General features: G+C 37.0%; 15 protein-coding genes. 13 read left to right on the forward strand and 2 right to left on the reverse strand.

All coding sequences use genetic code 11. From position 1 onward, the window contains the following. Positions 1-31 precede the first annotated feature (31 nt). A complete protein-coding gene (locus B154_RS0109790) occupies positions 32-742 on the reverse strand; it encodes a VIT1/CCC1 transporter family protein (RefSeq protein ID WP_018613804.1) in 711 nt (236 codons plus the stop codon). Between the two features lie 56 nt (positions 743-798). Continuing rightward, positions 799-2,031, reverse strand: coding sequence for an ornithine--oxo-acid transaminase (gene rocD / locus B154_RS0109795; protein ID WP_018613805.1), 1,233 nt, complete (start codon positions 2,029-2,031; stop codon positions 799-801). A gap of 300 nt (positions 2,032-2,331) precedes the next feature. Between rocD and rpmB the strand changes: the two genes are divergently transcribed. The 13 genes from rpmB (at position 2,332) to nusG (ending at position 18,663) form a co-directional block, all read left to right on the forward strand. Further along, positions 2,332-2,568 carry a 50S ribosomal protein L28 gene (gene rpmB / locus B154_RS0109800; RefSeq protein WP_018613806.1) on the forward strand — a complete coding sequence of 79 codons (237 nt, stop codon included), beginning with the start codon at positions 2,332-2,334 and terminating at the stop codon, positions 2,566-2,568. A gap of 21 nt (positions 2,569-2,589) precedes the next feature. Next, entirely contained in the window at positions 2,590-2,772 is a 183-nt protein-coding gene (gene rpmG / locus B154_RS0109805; protein WP_018613807.1) for a 50S ribosomal protein L33, read from the forward strand. Between the two features lie 61 nt (positions 2,773-2,833). Then, positions 2,834-3,007, forward strand: a complete 174-nt coding sequence (locus tag B154_RS31345; protein ID WP_018613808.1) for a DUF4295 family protein — start codon at positions 2,834-2,836, stop codon at positions 3,005-3,007. 222 nt (positions 3,008-3,229) lie between these two features. After that, a complete protein-coding gene (gene ftsY, locus B154_RS0109815) occupies positions 3,230-4,195 on the forward strand; it encodes a signal recognition particle-docking protein FtsY (protein ID WP_018613809.1) in 966 nt (321 codons plus the stop codon). 136 nt (positions 4,196-4,331) lie between these two features. Then, positions 4,332-5,498: a putative sugar nucleotidyl transferase gene (locus B154_RS0109820; RefSeq protein WP_018613810.1), complete on the forward strand. Its 1,167-nt coding sequence runs from the start codon at positions 4,332-4,334 to the stop codon at positions 5,496-5,498. Positions 5,499-5,523: 25 nt separating this feature from the next. Further along, a complete protein-coding gene (gene tpiA, locus B154_RS0109825; protein ID WP_026260087.1) occupies positions 5,524-6,285 on the forward strand; it encodes a triose-phosphate isomerase in 762 nt (253 codons plus the stop codon). 346 nt (positions 6,286-6,631) lie between these two features. Continuing rightward, the gene (locus B154_RS0109835; protein ID WP_018613813.1) at positions 6,632-7,363 is read left to right on the forward strand and encodes an MIP/aquaporin family protein; all 732 of its coding nucleotides are present in this window, start codon (positions 6,632-6,634) and stop codon (positions 7,361-7,363) included. Positions 7,364-7,579: 216 nt separating this feature from the next. Beyond that, positions 7,580-9,748 (forward strand): S9 family peptidase, encoded by a 2,169-nt coding sequence (locus B154_RS0109840; protein WP_018613814.1) that lies wholly within the window; start codon positions 7,580-7,582, stop codon positions 9,746-9,748. A gap of 148 nt (positions 9,749-9,896) precedes the next feature. Continuing rightward, positions 9,897-10,538 carry a dTMP kinase gene (tmk, locus tag B154_RS0109845; protein WP_018613815.1) on the forward strand — a complete coding sequence of 214 codons (642 nt, stop codon included), beginning with the start codon at positions 9,897-9,899 and terminating at the stop codon, positions 10,536-10,538. Positions 10,539-10,833: 295 nt separating this feature from the next. Beyond that, positions 10,834-12,099, forward strand: a complete 1,266-nt coding sequence (locus B154_RS0109850) for a vanadium-dependent haloperoxidase (RefSeq protein WP_245542577.1) — start codon at positions 10,834-10,836, stop codon at positions 12,097-12,099. 40 nt (positions 12,100-12,139) lie between these two features. Continuing rightward, the gene (locus tag B154_RS0109855) at positions 12,140-14,152 is read left to right on the forward strand and encodes a glycoside hydrolase family 127 protein (protein WP_018613817.1); all 2,013 of its coding nucleotides are present in this window, start codon (positions 12,140-12,142) and stop codon (positions 14,150-14,152) included. A gap of 557 nt (positions 14,153-14,709) precedes the next feature. Continuing rightward, complete coding sequence (locus B154_RS0109860) at positions 14,710-17,034, forward strand: choice-of-anchor tandem repeat GloVer-containing protein (RefSeq protein ID WP_018613818.1); 2,325 nt, start codon at positions 14,710-14,712, stop codon at positions 17,032-17,034. Positions 17,035-18,078: 1,044 nt separating this feature from the next. Then, on the forward strand, positions 18,079-18,663 hold the full coding sequence (gene nusG, locus B154_RS28180; protein ID WP_169337654.1) for a transcription termination/antitermination protein NusG: 585 nt from the start codon (positions 18,079-18,081) through the stop codon (positions 18,661-18,663). Positions 18,664-18,892: the final 229 nt, after the last annotated feature.

Genomic DNA, 18,892 nt, shown 5'->3' on the forward strand with positions numbered 1-18,892 from the left:
ACCTTCTTTTAAAAAAACGGCTGCATTTCTTTTAAATTCCTTCGATCATTTTTGCTATAGAAAAGGCAGCCGCAGCCGCTACTGCTCCAATCAGCATTACTTTCAATGCCCCTGTTATTGCAGGTACACCCGTCATTTTACTTTTAAAATAACCAAATATAAAGAGGCAGATAAGCGTTATTACAGCTGATATTTTTAAGCCCTGAAATGCATCCGACAGAAAAAAGTAAGGAAACAGTGGTACAAGACCCCCGACAATATAAGACATACCAATATTAAAAGCACTTTTTCTGGCCCGTTTTTCATCGGGTTTGTCAAGTCCTAATTCGTGCTTCATCATGAAATTTACCCAGTTGTCTTTATCTCTTGTTAGTTCTTCGACTGCTTTTGCCTGAACTTCTGTGCTTAGGCCAAGACCTTCGAAAAATTCTCTTACTTCTTCTTTTTCCCTTTCGGGTACCCGCTCTACTTCGTCATACTCACGCCGAAGCTCCGCTTTGTAGTGATCCATTTCCGTCTGGCCTGCGAGATAGCCGCCAAGGCCCATAGCTATCGAACCCGCAGCAATTTCTGCTAAGCCGGCTATAACAATCAGACTTGTATTATCAACAGCCCCGCTTAAACCCGCAGCTAACGCAAAAGGCACTGTAAGCCCATCGCTCATGCCTATAACAATGTCTTTTAAAAGATCAGAGCCCGATGAATGAAGTTCATCATGATGATGTATCAAAGTATCAGCCATAATAAATATCTGTTGACATGCAAAATAAAAAACCCTCGTCAAAGAGGGCTTTTTATTTATTTAAGTACTTGTAATGAACGTTTTATAATGTTTACACAGTCAATAACTTGTTCTTCAGTAATAATTAATGGCGGAGCAAAACGAATTTTATCGCCGTGTGTAGGTTTTGCGAGCATCCCGTTTTTCATGAGTTCAAGACAAAGAACCCAGGCTGCATCAGGATTAGGATGATTAATAACAATAGCATTTAAAAGACCTTTACCGCGTACACTTTTTATAACCGGTGATTGAAGATTTTCCAATTCTTTACGCAGAAGGTTTCCCATTTCTTCCGCATTTTGCGCCATGTTTTCATCTTTTAAAACCTGCAAAGCTGTCATTGCAACTTTACATGCCAAAGGATTGCCTCCATAAGTAGATCCATGCTCACCTGGGTGAATATTTAACATGATGTCATCATCAGCAAGCACTGCAGAAACAGGTAACACTCCCCCACTTAACGCTTTACCAAGAATTAATATATCTGGCCTTACATTTTCATGATCGCATGCAAGCGTTTTACCGGTACGGCAAAGACCTGTTTGTATTTCATCGGCTATAAAAAGCACATTATATTCATTGCACAGTTCTCTTATTCCTTTCAAATAGCCATCATCAGGCAGTACCACCCCAGCCTCTCCCTGTATAGGCTCTACCATAAATGCTGCGACATTTACATCCTGGAAAGCTTTTTCAAGTGCAGCGAGGTTATTGTAGGGTACCACCTCGAATCCAGGCATATAAGGTCCAAAGCCCTCATAACTGCTGGGATCAGTAGAAGATGAAATTGCGGCAAGCGTTCTTCCCCAAAAATTATGTTCAGCAAAAATGATTTTAGCCTTATTATTAGCTATTCCTTTTTTTACGTAGCCCCACCGCCTGGCAAGTTTAATCGCAGTTTCACCGCCTTCAACTCCCGTATTCATTGGCAAAACTTTGTCGTAACCAAAATACCTTGTTATATATTGCGAATATTCGCCTAACACATTATTGTGAAAGGCCCTGCTGGTTAAAGTCAGCTTTTGTGCCTGCTCTGTTAATGCGGCAATAATAGCAGGATGGCAATGTCCCTGGTTGACAGCCGAGTACCCGCTAAGAAAATCGTAATAACGTTTTCCTTCGACATCCCACACATAAACTCCTTCACCCCGATCTAATACCACAGGTAAAGGATGATAATTATGAGCACCATATTTTTCTTCAAGGTCCAGAAACCTGGCAGTTTCAGACCCGCTAATATTTGAAAGCATAAAATATTAATTAAGATAAGTAAATAAGAGTATACAAAGCAGCAATAATCAGAAACAGTGATGGTCTAAAAAATCGAGGTTCAGCGCTAAGAATATCATGAAGACTTATTTACTGTCGCAATTTACTGCTATCTATCTAAACCGCAAAAGAGATGAACTTTTTATATCGATTTCAACAAAAAATAAAGTAATTTTACCGTAAAGGGAAAAGTAAAAATTGAGAAATAAGTTAAGAAATCATTCATTTATTTTGTTTTTCTCATATTTTATCCGACCTTCGCCGTCCGAAAAAATTAAATCATGGCAAGAGTATGTCAGGTAACCGGTAAGAGGCCTATCACAGGTAATACTGTTTCTCATTCAAACATTAAAACCAAGCGTCGTTTTTTACCAAATTTGCAAACAAAGCGTTTCTTTTTTGTAGAAGAAGATCGTTGGATAACTTTAAAAGTTTCTTCAGAAGCTATTCGTACTATCAATAAGAACGGATTGTCTGCTGTAATTAAAGAAATGAGAGCAAACGGTACAAAAATCTAACAACCGATAAATTATTATACAATGGCAAAGAAAGGTAGCAGAGTTCAGGTAATAATGGAGTGCACCGAGCATAAGAATAGTGGATTGCCCGGCACAAGTCGCTACATTACTGAAAAAAATAAAAAAAATACTCCTGAAAGGTTAGAGCTTAAAAAGTTCAATCCTATCATGAAGAAAGTTACTGTTCACAAAGAAATTAAGTAAGCTTTTGATTATTATGCGGCATCGTATAATAGTTAAAAGATAAATCTCAAATAATACTAAGATGGCAAAAGCAGCTAAAACAGCGATAAAGACAAAAGACCAAAAAGCAGCGGCAGAAGCTAAAAACTGGAGCAAAGTAATTAAAGCGGTTCGCAGCCCAAAAACAGGCGCTTACACTTTTAAAGAAGCTATTATACACAAGGATAAGGTTAAAGATTTCTTGTCCTCCAAATAGTTGTTTATCCTAAACGCTAATAAATAATTGAAGCTGTCCTTTTTCAGGATGGCTTTTTGTATTTTACTTATGTAACTTACAGCCGTTTAGATTTTAAAAAAAAAGACTATTTTGGTTACTGGCTGTCAAACCTTTATTCATCATTTGTTGCGTCGCACACTTGTACATTAGTAAATCTATTGAACAAATACCTACGCTATTAACTATATAAACTTACGTAGTATGAGCTTTTTTGGAAAACTTTTTGGTAAAAAAGAAAAAGAAACACTTGATGAGGGCCTGCAAAAAACGAATGAAAATTTTTTTACAAAAATAACAAAAGCAATTGCAGGCAAAAGTACGGTAGATGAAGAAGTGCTGGATACCCTGGAAGAAGCATTGATAACCGCTGATGTAGGATTAGACACAACCATTGAAATTATAAAGCGTATAGAAGACAGGGTAGCAAGAGACAAATATGTTAACACCAGTGAATTAAATAGTATTTTACACGCTGAAATTAGAGAGGTACTGGTTGATTCACCTGAAAATAGTTATAAAGATTTTACCACTCCATCTGGTAAAAAGCCATATGTGATATTAGTCGTGGGTGTAAACGGTGTAGGAAAAACGACTACTATTGGTAAACTTGCATACAATTTTACAAAAGCAGGTAAGAAAGTTTTGCTTGGCGCGGCTGATACCTTCCGGGCAGCAGCGGTTGACCAGTTAACGATTTGGAGTGAAAGAACAAATGTTCCTATTGTAAAGCAGCCTATGGGTAGCGACCCCAGCGCTGTAGCTTTTGATACAGTACAAAGTGGTGTCTCAAGAGGAAGCGATGTTGTGATAATAGATACTGCAGGCCGCTTACATAACAAAGCACATTTAATGGACGAGCTTGGAAAAATAAAACGTGTTATCCAAAAAGTTATTCCTGATGCGCCGCACGAAGTTATGTTAGTTCTTGATGGTTCAACCGGGCAAAATGCAGTTGAACAAGCCAAACAATTTACTGCTGCAACAGATGTTACTGCTATTGCCATTACAAAGTTGGATGGCACTGCAAAAGGTGGCGTTGTACTCGCTATTGCTAACCAGTTTAAAATTCCGGTTAAGTTTATCGGCGTAGGAGAAAAAATGGAAGACTTACTTGTTTTTGACAAAAATGAATTTGTTGATAGCCTGTTTAAGTTAAAAGAAGAGTGAGCAAAATAAGAAGACGCAATCTGCAATAAACGACTGTATATGATTAGGAGTAAGCCGTGGAGACAGGAAAGACGAAATAGCCAAGGCGCTTTCACCGTAACCCTTTTATAAACCTTTCACCTTTGCCTTCTACATTATGAATTTCATTTTGTACGACACAAAAGCCAGGAGAAGACTATTTCCTCTTACCACAACACGAGCGGTTGCTGACATAAGAATGGGGATTTTAACCATTAAAGAACGATGGGAAAAGATGACAGGTGCCAGGGTTTTTGTGCTTACAGAAGAGTATCTTCTGCCTCTTTATGAAGCAATACCAGCAGATGATTATGTTTTTATTGATGCATGCATTATCCCCTCTTACGAATTAATACAAAGAATAAATAATCTTCCTGAAGGTGAAGGTATAAGAGATAAAAACGGGCTTATAGCCGGCAAAGCTTCAATTGATACATTTCCATCAATACACGGAGTATCTGCACTTTTTAATGAAGTTTCTTCTGTAACTGCCGTTAAACGCCTGATGTTTCCTTACCAGATTTTTCAATGGAATGAAGAAATGATTCAGTTAGATTTTAAATTACTTACAAAAGGAAGAATATCTAACAATCTTAATGATTCAGTTCATGTAACCAGATCCTCTCAAATATTTATTGAAGATGGAGCGCAAATTAGTTATACCAACCTCAATGCATCTTCAGGGCCCATTTATATTGGTAAAGACACTACGATAATGGAAGGTTGTTTCATTCGCGGCCCTTTTTCTTTAGGTGAAGGTGCTGTGTTGAAAATGGGTTCAAAAATATATGGAGCTACTACTATTGGGCCTTACTGTACAGCCGGCGGCGAAATAAAAAATAGTGTAATGAGCGGTTACAGCAACAAAGCTCATGATGGTTACCTCGGAGACAGTGTTATTGGTGAATGGTGTAACCTCGGCGCCGGCACATCTAACAGCAATGTTAAGAATACTGGCGGAGAAGTAAATGCGTGGAATTATTATGAAAACAGCTATGTGCCCGCTGGAATCAAATGCGGTGTAATAATGGGAGATTATTCCAGAACTTCGATCAATACATCTATAAATACCGGCACTGTAATAGGCGTTTGCTGCAATGTATTTGGCGAAGGACTAACGCCAAAATTTATCAACGATTTTTCATGGGGAGCCGATGGACAAAATCAGTACGAATTTGAAAAAGCAGTAAAAGATATTTCAAACTGGAAAAAGATGAAGAATAAAATTCTGCGTGAGCCGGAAACAAAAATTTTGAAACATATCTTTGAAAATTATACCAAATAAAATAACAGCAGAAACATCTATTAACATGAGAACACAAATTGCAGCAGCAAACTGGAAAATGAACCTGACGCTCCAGGAAGCCCAAACACTTTTGGATAATATTTTGAAGCAGACTGATAACATAGGAGAAAACAGGAAAGTTATTTTTGCTGTACCAGCATGCTATCTTACAGTGGCAAACGAAAAAATAGCCAACACTTCTAATGTTTTTGTAGCAGCACAAAATGTATATTCAAAAAAATCAGGAGCATTTACTGGTGAGCTATCTGTAACAATGCTGAAAAGCATCAATGTTAATTACGCCGTCATTGGTCATAGCGAAAGACGTGAATACTTCAATGAGAGTAACCAGTTTCTTGCCGATAAAGTAAAAATTTGTCTTGAAGAAAATATTACTCCTATTTTTTGCTGTGGTGAGGCTTTACCTGTGAGAGAAGTAAATCAACAAAATGATTTCGTGACCAGGCAATTAGAAGAAAGTCTTTTCAGCTTATCTGCTGAGGAAATTCAAAAAGTTATTATTGCTTATGAACCAATTTGGGCAATAGGTACAGGAAAAACAGCTAGCAGTGACCAGGCCCAGGAGATGCATGCGCATATACGCACACAGATTGGCCGTAAATATGGGGAAGCTGTTGCTGACGGCATATCTATTTTATATGGTGGCAGCGTAAAGGCATCAAATGCTAAAGACATATTTGGAAAACCTGATGTAGATGGAGGTCTTGTGGGCGGTTCATCTCTGATTGCTGACGAATTTGTTCCGATCATTAAAGCGTTGAAATAACCTGTGCTAATTATTTGTCTTTTTAAAAAAAGTTCAAAAATAATTATTACTGATACCAGCTTCGGTTTTCATTGGTAACTGTTGCCTGCCAATTACTTTGTCGGCAATCCTATGTTCAGCTTTCGCATTTCCAAATACCATTACTTACAGAATCACAGAGCTTTTAAGTGTTTGGCAGAAGTTTTATCCGTCTTCGGTACTTCTGCCAAATACTTTTTTTCTTCTTTATTTGGACCAAATCGTTCATTTGATTTCTAATTTAATATTTCTAAATGTTTTACAACAGAATTTCCGCAATTTCACGGAGAGTTTTAATTCTAAAATATATTAAATACAAAAAACATTTATGAGCGAATTTTCGGCCGAACTCATTGGGACAATGTTTGTTATTTTACTGGGCAATGGCGTAGTAGCAAACGTAGTATTAAAAGGAACAAAAGGCAGCAACGCCGGTTGGATGGTAATTACCACAGGATGGGCATTGGCTGTATTTGTAGGAGTTGTAATTGCAGGTCCTTTTAGCGGAGCACATCTTAATCCCGCTGTTACTATTGCCCTTGCTATGGTCGGAAAATTTAGTTGGGCAAAAGTCGGAGGCTACGTTTTAGCGCAGTTTCTTGGCGCTATGTTGGGTTCGTTTCTTGTTTGGCTTGTATATATCGATCATTTTCGATGCACAGAAGACCCTGATACATTGCTTGCCGTGTTCAGCACTTCACCTGCAATTAAAAACCTCTTATTTAATTTACTTAGTGAGATTGTTGGAACCTTTGTGTTAGTTTTTGTTATTTTTTATTTTACCGGTGCTGAAATATCTAATCCAAAAACTCCTATCGGCCTGGGCTCATTAGGAGCAATACCCGTCGCATTTCTTGTTTGGGCGATCGGCCTTTCATTAGGCGGCACTACAGGTTATGCCATCAATCCGGTAAGAGATTTTGGTCCGCGCATTATACATGCGTTGTTGCCTATAAAACAAAAGAGCAGCAGCAACTGGAAGTACGCATGGGTACCCATTATGGGGCCATTTATAGGTGCGGCTATAGCGGCAATTGTCTTTTCTCTGTTAAAATCCTGATAGCTAAATAAAAGATCAACATGAGTATAATGTAATCTATCTTTTTTATTGACATTCTTTCAAATTAAAGAATATCAGCAATCCTATTTTACCATTTCCAAAACTGTTGTTATAAAAATTCATTCTATCGAAAACTCTTTCCTTTTCACTTCCTTATTCTCTAATTTTTAATAGTATTGTCTAAATTTCACGCCTTATAAGTAATAAATGTGTTTTATGAAGTTATTTTCTCTTTTTACTGTTATTCTTTTTTGTGTTTCATTTTCAGCAAGATGTCAATTTTCAGAAGATATTCAATGGTCTAAAAATGGGGATAGTTATTATGAGCTCGAAAACAATGCAATTGTACAATATCAGCTCCCCTCGTTTCAAAAAACAGTGGTACTTGACACAGTTAAATTAATTCCTAAAGGACAAAACAAAGCAATTAAAGTCAGAAGTTTTTCATTTAGTGGAAACGAAAAAAAAATATTGATTTTCACAAATAGCAAAAAGGTGTGGCGCCGGGATACAAGAGGCGATTACTGGGTGCTAAATACAGCGACTAACACATTAAAGCAACTGGGCAAAGGAAGGCCGGCATCTTCGCTAATGTTTGCCAAAATATCACCCGATGGTACAAAAGCTGCCTATGTAAGTGAACATAATGTCTATGTGGAAGATCTTGCAACTGATAAAATTCGACGCTTAACAAAAGACGGCACATCAAGGCTAATCAATGGTACTTTTGATTGGGCTTATGAAGAAGAGTTTAGTTGCAGAGATGGTTTCAGGTGGAGTAATAACAGCAGGAATATCGCGTACTGGCAAGTAGATGCTAGGAAAATTAAAAACTTCCTGCTTATAGACAATACAGACTCTCTCTACTCCTTTACCATCCCTGTCGAGTATCCTAAAGTGGGTCAAAACCCATCACCTGCAAAAGCGGGTGTTGTAAATATATCAACAGGCAAAACTACCTGGGTCAATCTTCCTGGCGATCCCCAACAGCATTATATTCCCCGCATGGAATGGGCGGCCAACAATACAGAAATAATACTTGAACAGTTAAACAGGAAACAAAATGAGGCAAAAATCTTTTTATGCAATGCGGTTACCGGCTCATCAAAGGCAATTTACACAGAAAACGACAAAGCGTGGATAGATGTAAAAGCACGTTGGAGCGAAGACCCAACGGGTTGGGAATGGATAAACAACGGGAAAGAATTTTTATGGGTGTCTGAAAAAGATGGCTGGCGCCACATTTACCGGGTTACCCGCGATGGTAAAGAAACGAAAATTACAAAGGGTAATTACGATATTATGAGCGTGGATGGAATTGATGAAAAGAACGGCATGGTGTATTTTACGGCTTCACCAAATAATGCCACTCAGAAATATTTATACAAAATTGCTCTTAATGGCAACCAGGAGTTAGAAATGGTGTCACCATCGGCACAACAGGGATCACATTCTTATAATATTTCACCGGGAAGTTTATATGCCAGTCACAATTTTTCGAATATAAAAAATGAATTTGTATCAGATTGGGTTAGTCTCCCTGGTTATTCAAGTATCCGGGTAACAGACAAGTCTACAAAAGGTGATGAACAAACGCCGGCTCCGGAAATGTTCCAGGTAACCACCGATGATAATGTAACTATGGACGGATGGATGATAAAACCAACAAATTTTGACAGTACTAAAAAATATCCTGTTTTATTTTATGTTTATACAGAGCCGGCAGGTACAACAGTAAAAGATGCGGCAGGTATTGCAGGCACACGTTTATACGAAGGGGACATTGCCGCCGATGGCTATATACAAATTAGCCTCGATGGTCGTGGCACTCCTGCACCTAAAGGAGCTGAATGGCGTAAAGCTATTTATCGTAAAGTAGGTATAATTAATATTCGCGACCAGGCTATGGCAGCAAAAAAAATTATGGACTGGCAGTTTGTGGATACCAGTCGCATAGCAGTTTGGGGATGGAGCGGGGGCGGTTCAACTACGTTAAATCTGCTGTTTCAATACCCTGAAATTTACAAAACTGGCATAGCTATAGCTCCTGTTGCCAACAGGTTGCTATACGACAATATTTACGAGGAACGTTATATGGGTTTACGCGAAGAGAACTTAGCAGATTATGTGAACGCGTCTGCCCTTTCACACGCCAAAGATCTCCGTGGCAATTTGTTGGTTATACATGGCACAGGAGACGATAATGTCCACTACCAGGGCACAGAAATGCTGGTGAACGAACTGGTAAAATATAATAAGTACTTCGAAATGTTAAGCTATCCTAACCGTACGCACAGTATTAGTGAGGGAGAAGGCACACGATCTCATTTGTCAATGTCATTTACCAAATATTTACAGGAACATTGCCCGCCCGGAGGAAGATAATTATTCCTATAAAAATGGTAAAGTCTTTCTAATTTCTTTAAAACCACCCGGCGGAATTATTTTGAAAACAAAAGCGAAAGATCTTCCAGGAAGGAAAACAGTAACTTTAGATTTAAATTTGAGAAATTATTAGTAATATTTAATATAGATGCGTGAAAACTTATTTATAGCACTGGAAGGCATTGATGGAAGCGGAAAGAGCACCCAGGCGAAACTTTTATCTCAAAGGCTAATAAGCATGGGACATAAAGTCTATACAACTTTTGAACCTACTGACAGCCCTATTGGTTCTATTATCAGGAACATAATGAAAGGAAGAATTAATTGTGATCATAAAACAATTGCAGGTTTGTTTGTAGCAGACAGATTAGATCACCTTTTAAATGAAGTAAATGGTATAGTGAAGAAAATTGAAGAAGGCTACACAGTAATTACCGACCGTTATTACTTTTCTTCTTATGCCTACCATGGAACACATATGAATATGGATTGGGTTATAAATGCAAATGCCATGAGTGCAGAAATTTTAAGACCCGATATAAATATTTTTATAGATGTACTTCCGGAAACTTCCATGGAAAGACTAAATAATAATAGAAGCATCATAGAATTGTACGAAACTTTGGAAAATCTTCAGAATGTAAGAGAAAAGTACTTTGAGGCCTTTGACAAACTGAAGCTTGAAGAAAACATTTTTATTACAAATGGCAATCTTTCTTTAGACGAGGTATCAAATAATATTTGGAATGAAATTGAGAAGATATTAAAACGCGAGAAGTCTTACGCATAACACCAAAAGGAGCTTTTAAAGATGAAGGCGTTAAAGTAAAATGAACAGTAGTAAAAATTAATAATATATCCAAAAAATGTATTAACCATGAAATAATTTTATTATTTGACGGTTCAGTCCAGCAACTTTAATTACATCTTTAAATTTTAGTCTTTTTTTTCCTTTAACAAAAGCTAATCTTAATGCGTCAGTAACAAGGCGAGATTTTTAAATTTATAAGTAGATGAAATATTGTCGTTTATTGTTTTCATTATTTCTGTTCTTCTGCTTTTTTGTTTCATGCAACAAGAAGAAGGTGAAGTTCGAGAGTAATGTTGACGACATTATAAACATCACCAATAGTATGTGTAACTTAATGTTGCACGACATAACTAATCCACCTCTTGCTGCCCGTTTTTTTGCTTACACTTACCTAGCTGGTTACGAAGTAATTTCTGAAAATAATCCAGCGGCAAAAAGTATGTATAACATATTTAATCAATATCCAAAAATTGATAAACCTGACAGTATTAAAAACTTCGACTATAAATTAGCTTCACTTTTTGCAATGCTTGAAGTTGCAGGCAAAATGCAGCCATCAGGCAAGTTATTAGACAGCAATAAATACAACCTGCGACAAGTCTGTTTATCTAAAGGAATACCGGCTGAAGTTATAGATGCCTCAAACAGATATGGAGCGTATGTAGGTAACGAAATTTTAAAATATGCAAGAGCAGACGGTTACAGAAACATCAGTGATTACCCCCGTTATACCCCAAAGCAAGATGAAGGATGCTGGTACCCTACCCCACCCGCTTTTTTTAGCGCAGTAGAACCGTACTTTAATAAAATACGACCTTTTATATTAGATTCGATTTCGAGATTCAAACCTTTGCTGCCTACGGCGTTCAATAAAAACAAGGGCACTGCATTTTACAATCTAATGAATGATGTCTACAAGACGGGAAATACACTAACAGGCGAGCAAAGGAGAATTGCTTCGTTTTGGGATTGCAATCCCTTCGCAGTACAAGAAGACGGGCATTTGCAAATAGGTATAAAAAAGATTTCTCCGGGTGCACACTGGTTGCTGATAACAGGAAACGCATGCAAAAGAGAAAACATCTCTTATGAAAAATCAGTTTTTATTCACACAGTAGTTGCCGCCACCTTAATGGATGCTTTCATATGTTGCTGGGACGAGAAGTATCGAAGTAACAGGATTCGTCCTGAAACTGCGATACGTAAATATATTGATCACGGATGGACACCTCTTTTGCAGACACCACCTTTTCCAGAATATTTAAGCGGGCATTCGGTTATTTCTGCTGCTTCAGCAGAAATCTTAAAGAACTTTTTTGGAAATAATTTTTCTTTTACAGACAGTTCTGAACTTAGGTTTGGTATCCCGCCACGTCATTTTCAATCGTTTAATCAAGCTGCATTGGAGGCAGGTGTATCCCGATTTTATGGAGGAATTCACTTTATGGACGCAGTTGACGAGGGCTTGGGCCAGGGGGGAAAAGTTGGTGGTTTTGTAATTGAGAAAATAAAGGACAACGCAGCTTTAACCATAAGATAAATTACAGGTTCATTTGATATATTCTATAAACAATTTTAGTATGAAAAAAACGATTCTTTCCTTCTCTCTCTTTATAGCTGGCAGTTTGTTCGCTCAGAAAACAGATTATCCTATACAGGCTGTTCCTTTCACCAAAGTAAAACTGACGGATAATTTTTGGCTTCCAAGAATAAAAACCAATCAACTGGTTACCATTCCTGCGTCATTTGCGCGCTGTGAATCAACAGGACGGGTTAAAAATTTCGAAATGGCAGCAGTGCATACAGGTAAGTTTTGTACCATTTTTCCTTTCGATGATACAGATATCTATAAGACTATTGAGGGAGCTTCCTTTTCCCTCAGCCTTTACCCTGACCCCAAGTTAGAAAAGTATATTGATACATTGATCGAAAAAGTTGGTAAAGCACAGGAACCAGATGGCTATTTATACACAGCACGTACAATCGATCCGCAGCATCCCCATGCCTGGTCAGGAAAAGTTCGGTGGTCAAAAGAACGTGAACAGAGCCATGAGCTTTATAATGCAGGTCATTTGTATGAAGCAGCTGCCGCTCATTTTTTAGCTACAGGAAAAAAGAATTTATTAAATATTGCCTTAAAAAATGCTGATTTGGTCTGCTCTGTTTTTGGTCCTGACAAGCTAAAAGTTGCACCCGGACACGAAGTGATAGAAATGGGACTGGTAAAGCTTTACCGTATAACAGGCAAGAAAGAATATTTGAACACAGCAAAATTCTTCATAGAAGAAAGAGGTCATTTTAATGGTTATGACTCGACAAGTAAAGATCCATGGAAAAATGGTTCTTACTGGCAGGATCATATACCTGTAACCCAACAGGATGAGGCAATAGGACATGCGGTTCGCGCGGGGTATTTATATTCTGCAATGGCAGATGTAGCAGCACTGACCGGCGATGAAAAATTACTAAATGCTATAGATAAAATATGGAACAATGAAGTAAGCAAAAAGATATATGTGCAGGGGGGAGTCGGCGCTGTACCAGACGGAGAACGTTTTGGCGACAATTATGAATTGCCCAATAACACAGCTTATAATGAAACTTGTGCAGCTATCGCCAATGTATATTTTAACTCACGTATGTTTTACCTGCATGGAGATGCTAAGTATATCGACGTTTTGGAGAAAACCCTTTATAATGGGCTAATATCCGGTGTAGGTATGGATGGTAAATCGTTCTTTTATACAAATGCCATGCAAATACATAACAGTTTTTCTCACAACAGTATGGAGCCGGAGCGTTCGGGGTGGTTTCCCTGTTCCTGCTGCCCCACCAATGTAGTAAGGCTTATTCCATCTGTTCCTGGCTATGTGTATGCACAAAATGGTTCAGATTTTTATGTAAATCTTTTTATTAATGGCAGTACAGATGTCACTATTAATAAAAAGCCTGTTCAGATTATTCAACAAAATAATTACCCGTGGGATGGCGGTCTAACTTTTAATATTAATCCGAAGACCTCAGATGCATTTAACCTTATGATACGCATTCCCGGTTGGGCGCAAAATGAAGCAATTGCTTCTGACCTGTATTCATTCAGTACTGTTTCTGATAAAAAACCCACCATTACTTTAAATGGAAAACCTGTAGAATATACTATGCAAAAGGGTTACGCAGTAATAAACAGAGTTTGGAAAAAGAATGATGTAGTAGTGGTAAACTTACCTATGGAAGTAAGAACCGTGGTTGCAAATGAAAAAGTAAAAGCTGACAATGGAAAAGTAGCATTGCAGAGAGGCCCCCTTATTTACTGCGCAGAATGGGTAGACAATAATGGCAAAACAAGCAATTTAATTATACCTCCGAGTACTTCATTTACTACCGAATTTAAGCCAAACCTGCTAAACGGTGTAATGGAATTAAAAGCGGAAGTGCCTGCAATAAAAATTACTGATAATGGAAACGGCCTCAGCACTTCAAAACAAACGTTTACAGCAATACCTTATTATGCGTGGGCACACAGAGGAAAAGGTGAAATGACGGTATGGTTTCCTTCGAAAATAAAAGATATTGAATTGTTTGCCATGAAATGAGATATGATTTTAAAATAATCTATTTTCATAGAAATAGTGGAAATAGTAGAAATGAAAAAAGAGTTTCAAATGTTTTGAAACTCTTTTTTCATTTCTAAAGCAGTTGCCCTACTACTTTTTACCTAGCAGTTGAAATAAAAGTTTGTTTACAGGCAACCTTGCATCTCAAGCTTCGTTTAATTTACCTTTAAATGTAGTAAGAAATTTATATAAAAAATGCGCCCCAATTATATAATTTTATATAATTGAAAAGAATAATAAGTACTTCCGTAACGAAATAGGTTACATAGATTCAAAATGCAGAAATAATAGTGCTGCCCTATAATACACTTTTGATTACAAACTATAACTAACCGTCCATTTTCTTTTATTATGTAAAGCACCATGTTTTTTATTTATCAATAGATTTATTAAATGCAAAGATTCGCACTCTATGAGGTAAAAATCTTTTTTCCCAGATTCTATAGAAGGTTAAAAACAACTATTCGGCTTATAAAAGAAATAAATAATAAAAGCACACTCCGTAATTCTATACCAAAACCCTTAAAACCTGTTTTATGAAATACTCATTTAAATTAATAACTGTTCCTTCAGCATTTATTTCATCCCTATTGTCCCTATTGCAAAAGCATCTTTTTCTGAACAAAATCGTGGTGCTTTCACTTAGCCTCTTATTATTTTCTGTACTGGCTAATGCAACTATTCACGTAGTAACTGTTGCAAATTTTGCGTTTACCCCTTCTAATATTAGTAATGTTTTGGTTGGTGATACGGTGCGGTGGGTATGGGGCGATGGAAGTCACACCACCACCTGTGACCCAGGCAGCCAGGGACCCGGAAATTCTCTTCCTGCAGGTGCAGCTACCTGGAATTCTCCTATTAATTCCTTTAATACCACTTTTGACTATAAAGTAACGGTACCTGGTGTTTATAAATATTGGTGTATTCCACATTCTCCTCATATGGCTGCATCTTTTACAGCATCAAATGCAGCAATAGCGCAGGATGTTCTTATGGGTTTGACGTCTACTGGTGGTTCACAAGGTAAGGGTACAGCTTTTACAATTAAAAGTTCAGGGAGTGGATTCTCTGTTGTAACAAGTTTTGCAGCATCAGTGGGCACAGCTCCTTTTGAAACCTTTTTAAAGGGGAAAGACAGTGCTTATTATGGCACTACCAGCAGCGGTGGTAAAAATAATTCTGGAAACATCATAAAAATATGCGGCGGTAGTACAACGGTATTGTATTCTTTTAATAAAAACATTGATGGAGGCTCTCCAAAAGGCAGCCTTATACAAGCTACCGATGGAAATTTGTATGGCATGACAACTACAGGTGGAACTAATGGCAATGGTACAATTTTCAGAATAAAAACATCAGGAGCTTACACGGTCTTACGCAACTTAAAGAGTGCTACTGACGGAGGTTCTCCACAGGGTAGCCTGGTACAGGGTAAAGATGGATCCCTTTATGGAGTAACGAGCATTGGAGGAGCAATGAATGCAGGTACAATTTTCAAAATTAGCCTTACAGGAACATTTAAAGTTTTGCGGCATTTGTCTGTAAATACTGACGGAGGTAATCCTGAGGGAAATCTTATACAAGGCAAAGACGGTAATTTTTATGGCCTTACAAAAAACAGTGGACGCATCTTTAAAATAACCTCGGCAGGCACATTTACATCATTACACACATTTGTAAGCACAACGGATGGAGGTCTTCCGTCTGGAAGTCTTGTAGAAAGTAGCGATGGCAACTTTTATGGTACCACCAGCAGTGGCGGCAGTTTTAACGGCGGTACGATTTTCAAGGTGTCTTCTACCGGCTCTTTTAAGGTGCTGAAACAGTTGAATCCAGCGCCTGACGGCACAGCTCCTAAAGGCAATCTTCTTATAGGCAGTGATGGTAATTTTTATGGCCTTACAAGTGCGGGAGGAACCAATAACGCAGGCACGATCTTCAAAGTGACTTCAACCGGAGTATATCGCGTGCTGAGGCAGCTAAAAATAACAACAGACGGCGGCAATCCTTTTGGGAGTTTAATTATTACAGTTGTTAATAAATTGGTTTCAAAACCTCAAAATATTACCATCAATGCAAACACTAATAAAATTATTACGTTGTCTGGCTCAGGAGCATCTAAATTAAACTTTAGCATTACAGTACCTCCAAAGAATGGCACATTAACTGGCTCTGGGGCCAGCAGGACGTATACACCCAAGGCAAATTTTTCAGGCAAAGATTCATTTATGTTTTCTGTTAGCCTGGGTTGTTTGGCTTCAGCTCCTGCAAAAATTAATATTTCGATTAAGCCAGCGGTAGCCGCCCCTGTACTTACTCTTATCGGTAATAAATCTATTGCAGAAAATAGCACACTTACCTTCAAAGCTATTGCTTCAAACGGCACCGGTACGACGATGCACTTTTCATTGATAAATGCTCCAGGGGGAGCAGCAATTGATGCAACTACCGGAGTGTTTACATGGAAATCTTCTGCGCCAGGTGTCTACACCTTTAAAGTAAGATCTACCAATAATGACTCTACGGCTTTATACTCTGAGGAAGAAATAACTGTTACGGTAACGGAAGCTACAATAACGATGGCAAAAGTATCTAAACGTTTAGAAGATTTCGACCGTACTCATGCAAGACTCACTCCGAATCCTGTAAATAATAAATTTGTAGTAACGCTTTCTAAACCTGCAGAATTTATTTTGATGAGAATAGTTGACATGAAAGGTATTGTACATAATACTTTCAAATATAGCGGTCCATCAAAAACAGACTTTGAGATAAATGTAGAACTTTTGCGATCAGGAGTCTACGTTTTGCAAATTGAAACGAGACATGTAAAACAAGCGTTGAAATTTATAAAAAACTAACTGTTAAGTAGAAAACCTGCGAAGTGGCGACCATTTCGCAGGTTTTATGTTAGCACGAATTGAGGCTAGTATTGGGCATTAAAGCAAACCTTAAATTCACACAGGAAGAAAAAAATCAACAGTTAAAAGCTGAATGCTTGATGAAATAACATTTCTCCAGGATTCAAAATTGAAATTAAATATCCGGAAAATTCATATGCCACTTTTGCCTTTTACAATTGCGAAGGTCTAAAGCCGCCTTATTCATTCATCTCCCACATTAACTATAAGAAAGAGGTTAAATTACTTTTGGTTAACATCTATCAACTGCTTCGACCGCTCATACATTAAATCACCGTTATGTTTTAAATTGATCCAAAACTTCTCCCTCTTTTTGTAGATTTTTGGCAAAATTGTAATAGAAAATTAAGTAGCGTGCATCCTCTAAGATGTTAACCGCATCTATAATTTGAAGCATTTACAATTTTTACTGTTCCATGCATGTGAGCCAAAGTCAAAAGATTTTAGGCGGTGAGATTTTGAAAAGCTTGCGGATTGTACTATACAAAAGAAAATAGATCAACGCGGCGAAAACGAATATTTTTTTTACAATAAAGAAAAATATTTGGATAAAATCGACTGAGGAGAAATTAGGTATAGTAATTGGTAAATGCATAAAGAAATTAAAAAGACCAGGTGTTTGAAGCACAACTGAAATTATCCTGGAAATAGTAATATTAAAAAAAGAATTAAGAGTTTAAAGATACTAGATATATGAAAAAGCTGTAATTTAAAGGTTTGAAATACCCATAATTTAATTAATTTTATGAAACTCAATTGAATTATAAGTTTAATGAATATGTTTTTGTGTTTTACACTTTTTCTAGCGTACTATTAAACTTATGAATATTCCAAAAGTTTAAGTATAAGAGAAATCCAAATTCTATATTAGGCCCACTATTACCATTTTCTATTAAACAAAAATTGCAACTCATCTAATTGAGCTGTCATTGCTTGTCTTGAAAAAACTAAAATTTTTAAAGCCAAAAACGAACTAATATGGACATGAAATGGTACGTAGTCTATACTAAAACCGGTTTAGAAAAAAAAGTATCAGATATTTTGACAAGGAAAAAAATCGAAAATTATGTTCCTTTCAACAATGTATCAGGCAAATGGACCAAAAATGACAAAACAAAAGAAGCGCCTTTGTTTAAGGGTTATGTGTTCGTAAAATCTACGGAATTACAACATCCTGAACTAAAAAAGATAAACGGAGTAGTAAACTTAGTGTATTGGATGGGTAAACCAGTTTGTATTAAAAATGTAGAAATAAAGGCTATTAAGCTTTTTCTAAATGAGTATACAAATGTAAATATAGAAAAAACGGCAGTCAAACCTGACCTTGTTAGTTTAACCGATATTGCTGATACAGAACAGGACGCTCCGCTAATTACAATTAAAAATATGAAAGCAAATATTTGCCTTCCCTCTTTAGGTTATGTAATAAGTGCCGAAGTGGAGATGTCAAATGTGAGAATAATATCTCCGAAAGAGGTATTAAACGAAGAACATTTAAAATTTAATAGATTATTTAATAAAGTTTCAGAATTCAATAATTCTTTAAAAAATTATTGGGCGAAGCAATAAGAATATTAATCTTAGCACCTAAATAATAAATAATAAGTCGAATATAGATAAGATAAGTTAACTCAATAGAAGAAACTACCCGCCATTAACATTGCCCGCCATGTGTGCGATTTAGAATTTTATAATATCATTATTTAAATCCTAAATCGTTTTCCTAAAACTTTTGATACTAATAGTTGTTCTTCAGCGTTAAGTAAAATTGTATAAAAGCCAATAAAGAAACTTTTTT

It is taken from the genome of Segetibacter koreensis DSM 18137 (assembly GCF_000374045.1).
Lineage (GTDB): Bacteria > Bacteroidota > Bacteroidia > Chitinophagales > Chitinophagaceae > Segetibacter > Segetibacter koreensis.